This window comes from Flavobacterium sp. (assembly GCF_044348915.1).
Taxonomy (GTDB): Bacteria; Bacteroidota; Bacteroidia; order Flavobacteriales; family Flavobacteriaceae; genus Flavobacterium.
Genome location: NZ_JBIKRX010000161.1, coordinates 1 through 4,530, shown reverse-complemented (window position 1 = coordinate 4,530; position 4,530 = coordinate 1). Strand labels below are relative to the sequence as shown.

Annotated in this window: 4 protein-coding genes; 3 read left to right on the top strand and 1 reads right to left on the bottom strand. The window is 41.7% G+C overall.

Going from position 1 to position 4,530, the window contains the following annotated elements; genetic code table 11:
• The first annotated feature begins 287 nt into the window (after window positions 1-287).
• Window positions 288-659: a DUF5856 family protein gene (locus ACIQ1E_RS14375; protein ID WP_396172086.1), complete on the top strand. Its 372-nt coding sequence runs from the start codon at window positions 288-290 to the stop codon at window positions 657-659.
• 18 nt (window positions 660-677) lie between these two features.
• Here ACIQ1E_RS14375 and ACIQ1E_RS14370 read toward each other — a convergent pair whose 3' ends face one another.
• Window positions 678-1,166, bottom strand: coding sequence for a hypothetical protein (locus ACIQ1E_RS14370; RefSeq protein ID WP_396172085.1), 489 nt, complete (start codon window positions 1,164-1,166; stop codon window positions 678-680).
• Between the two features lie 18 nt (window positions 1,167-1,184).
• On the opposite strand from ACIQ1E_RS14370, the gene ACIQ1E_RS14365 reads away from it, so the two are divergent.
• Entirely contained in the window at window positions 1,185-2,384 is a 1,200-nt protein-coding gene (locus tag ACIQ1E_RS14365) for a DUF2827 family protein (protein WP_396172083.1), read from the top strand.
• A gap of 65 nt (window positions 2,385-2,449) precedes the next feature.
• On the top strand, window positions 2,450-4,530 hold a 2,081-nt coding region (locus ACIQ1E_RS14360; RefSeq protein WP_396172081.1), incomplete at its 3' end, for a DUF2827 family protein.

Genomic DNA, 4,530 nt, shown 5'->3' with positions numbered 1-4,530 from the left:
ATGTGATCTTGAATTCTTTTAGATCAGACGGACAGATCAATTGTTCGACAAAGATCGGTTCGGTAAAATATCGCGACGGCTTGGCAGGACATGATGCCGTCAAATGACCATATTGCGCACAGGTAGAGCAATATCGACTATTTCTGATCGGACACACAGACTCACTATGAGAGATCCGAACGTCCTTCAAGATCGGTTTACAAATGCTACACATGATATACGGGGTTGTTGGTGATCTACTGGCCGTGATCCATTTATTCAATTTTATTTCAGCGATCTGATCATAGATGTCAGCAGATCACATTCATTTCTTTTTACAGTTACGAAATCAGATCAAACTCTACCATTGGCAGACTCGTATCTATGCTCGTCATATTGCGACCGATCAGATCCTTGAAAAGCTGGATAAAAACATTGACTCCTTCGTTGAAATTTACATTGGAAAATACGGACGTCCAAGACTAACAGGTGCGAATGCCGCTCTTACGCTACAGAATCTCACTGAAGCAGGTGCATCACGATTGATCAAGGCTGGTATTAAATACCTACAGGGGCTTTCCAAATCACTTCGCGCAGGCAGCGATTCCGATCTAATTAATATACGTGATGAAATGGTCGCCGATCTCAATCAGCTACAGTATCTATTCACGCTTCATTAGTACAAGTCTCTTAGACTTTTAAAGTGGGAACGGGACAATCCACCCCAATGTCGAACCATTTATATTTGCCCCACTCGTCATGGCCTGAAACGGGTACAATTTATTGACTAACGCAACCGATGATTTAAATTCAGTGTGCTCTTTATAGGTTTGAAAACGATAATAGGCCGGTATGGTTCCATTCTTCACATAATTGACATAAGCATTTGAATTATAAGCATATACTTGTCTAAACAAATTCATCTGTTCTGTGTATCTCATCAGCTGAAACTGAGACATGGTTGTTACATTTGATGCAAGTGGTACTTTTTCAATATCGTAACCAGAAATTCCATTATAACTTATTACGTTTGTATTCGAAAGCAATGTAGTAAACACATTTGGATAATTAATAAAGTATTGCTTGTATGTGGGGTTATTATTTAACCAATTCGCCAGTCCTCGTATATCATAAAAAAAAGGAGGAGGAATGGAATTGGTACTGGGAAACGTAGATGGGATGGACATCTCTATAATCTAAAGATATTGTTACGTTCTCTTTATCAGATGGATTACCTTCCTGGTAATACGGTTCTGCCCTCCGAAGAATATGAAACAAATCCAGCAACCTCATTGGATCTACCATTGACACGTAAAGTCATTATTTTAGCAACAAATGAAGTAAACGATCAGACCCTTTTTATTAATGGTCTCACACAAAACATTGTTGTTCTTTATCATTTGTTTGAAAGTCTCGGATACCGTGCCTATTTACTACAACATTCCGTTCAAGCCACCGAAAAGAAAGCCTTTATTCAATCTTATCGTACTATTACTACACAAGATATGGTCATGAAACAGCTTCCCATTCATGCGTTCATTGAAATCGGAATGAGTTTGGATTCAGTGACCCGTGGATACCTTCGTACCATCGGTGCCAAGATTGTAAAACTGTATCTCGGAAATATTCTCAATATCGACATTGAAACCATCCAGAACTACAGTACCATGTTTTTCAATCATCATATTGTCGGTGAAATTGATGAGATTTGGACAAGCCCTCACTACAAACAACATGTCGAATATGCCGCTATTCTTAATCGTACTCCCATTGAAAACAGCCGCGTTGTTCCTTACGTATGGGACTCATGCTTTATGACTCAATATGGAAATAAGGAGCAGTTTGAATGGATTCCTCCTACTGATTGGCGTGATGTAGATGTTGTTATCGTGGACCCCAATATCTCTTTTCAGAAATGTACGTTCTATTCTCTGCTACTCGTGGAAGCATTTTCGAAGAAATATCCTGAATGGCGTGGAAAGGTTCAAGTCATCAACGGCGATCGACTCAAACTCTCTTCTAATGCTCATAATAATCTACTTCCTTCTTTGGAATTGTATCGTTCAGGGCGAGTGATGTTATATGAACGCAAAAAGATTCATACCATTCTTAACGAGAATCGCTCTGCTTGTTTCTTGACTCATCAATGGAATAATGACTACAATTATATGACGCTTGAACTTCTATATGCCAATTATCCAATTCTGCATAATTCAGAGGGATGGAGCCAGTATGGATATCATTATTCCATTAATGAGTGGGAGAAAGCAATTCAGACGTTAGCAAACGCCATTCAGAATCACCAAGAAAACATGCGCATCTACCAGACGCACGCGGCTCGTTTGATCTGGAAACATAGTGTTCATCATCCTGATATCCAGCGTCGCTGGAAAGAACTGCTATAAACGGGGAAGCCCGTTGAATGGGTACCATTCAGCATAAAGATTAGACTCGATTTGATTCTAATAGAATGCCACGTGTAGGAATTTCCTACCGACCCAATGACGAGCTCTTTTATAGTGGCTTGAACCAAACCTCCCTTTTACTTGTTGAACTATTTACCCTACTGGGATATGATGCTGTTCTCGTTGATTCTAGTAATAGTGATACCAAATGGTGGGCTGATTATCCGAAACGCGTTTCTACCGCTAACTTGTACGAAACGAAACAACTTGACCTTTTGATCGATATCGATGGTCTCATTCATCCTGATTCACGTGTAGCAGCCTCACAGAAAACCATCGTCTTTCTTCGAACCTTTCTTCAATTTACAGAAATGGATGCGTCAGTCTATATCGAAACTCCTTATGTCGCGCGCAGCATGAAGAATGTATATGAAATTTGGTGCTGGGACCTTCTGAATCCTGAGAATACCATTCCATCTATTCAAACCCTGTTTCCCTGCCCCATTCGAAGAGTCCCTTTTATTTGGTCACCCGTTGTTGCCGACCATTATTCAAAGAATGAAACTGCAGCATGTACAGGCGATAAATACACATCATGGCGTGTCCGTGTTGCAGAAAAGAACAAGGAAAATACCAGCTCGGCAGTACTCCCGCTCGTTGCTATCAAAGAACTCTGCCAGAAAAAGGTATTGAATGCCCGCTATTTGATTCATAATATGGATGTGATCAAAGATAATCGATTCTTGAAAGAGAATGTCCTGGATAATATTGAAAGTGCGAATCTGCCTCTTGAGATGGCACCAAAGGAGCCTTTTCATTCATGGCTAACAGATCACTCCATTCTTTTCTCTCATTCTCGGTTTACTCCTCTTCGCATTGGACTTCTCAATGCAATCTGGATGGGTATTCCATTGATCCACAATAGCCCTGTCCTACGCGATCTCCATCCCTTTCTTCAGAAGATGTTCTATACTGGAAACGAAATTAGCGGAATGTGTGCGGCTTTTTCTGCGTTTGTCAATGCACCTTGCTCATTTTGTGCCGCTCTTCCTGATATTCGTACCACCATCTTAGCACAGTATGGGATCTTTGCACATCGTAGTGAATGGAAGGCAATTATTGATCAGGTGATCTCCACACCATCCTCTATTAGCATGCCGATCTCTTCCCCTGCGTTTACTGATCAACTGGTGGTTGCGTTTTCAGACATGTGGCCTGGATTCAATTATGATTCCAATTTTATTACCGATACCCTTCGAAACCATCTTGGTAAACCTGTCCGCGGTGTCGCATATGAACCGTCTCTTTCTCCACATTTGATTCTATGCGGTCCCTACACTGAATCCTGGAAGGCCATATCGTCTTCCGCTCCTAAAGTATTCTTCACTGCAGAACACTGGGCAGCGCCACCTGGATTTGATTTATACCTGACCTCTTCCCGCGAAGAAGATGAGAAGCATTTTCGTCTTCCTATATGGATGACGTTTATTGACTGGTTTTCAGGATCTGCCACCCTTCCCACCAATACAGAAGATAATCCTATTCGTATTCCTCTTCATTTCGCGACAACTCCTCATCCAATTGGATATGGTGATCGCAACGCATTTTGTGGATTTGTTGTCACCAATCCCATTTGTACCTTTCGAAATGAAACATTTCACGCAGTAAATGCCTATAAAACAGTAGATAGCGGTGGCGCACTGTATAATAACATTGGAGGCCCATTGGCTTTGAAATATCCAGGTGGCGGTTGTGGTGATCTTTCCAAGCACTCTTTTTTTGCGGATCATCAATTTACCATCAGTTTCGAGAATGCACAAGTTCCTGGTTACATTACCGAGAAAGTGCTTCATGCCAAGATGGCAGGCTGTGTTCCGATCTATTGGGGTGATGCGAATACCGATACCGATTTTGCACCGAATTCGTTTTTGAATCTGTCCGCCGTGTCAAAGGCAGAGAAGGTGGTCGATGTCATCAAGAAACTAGAAGCGAATCCTGCCATGTGTGCGGCAATCGCCTCGACACCCATTCTGGATGCTCCAAAGAAAGAGAAGGCATTGGGTCTATTGACACAGATGTGTCAACGCTTGATGTCACTTGTCGTTGTACAGGCGCCCCCTTCTGTAAAGGAAGTTCCTATTAAACC

Bases quoted from the DNA above. Each gene is read 5' to 3' on its own strand.
- ACIQ1E_RS14375 (WP_396172086.1), top strand. From the start codon at position 288: ATGTCAGCAGATCACATTCATTTCTTTTTACAGTTACGAAATCAGATC.
- ACIQ1E_RS14370 (WP_396172085.1), bottom strand. From the start codon at position 1,166: ATGTCCATCCCATCTACGTTTCCCAGTACCAATTCCATTCCTCCTCCT.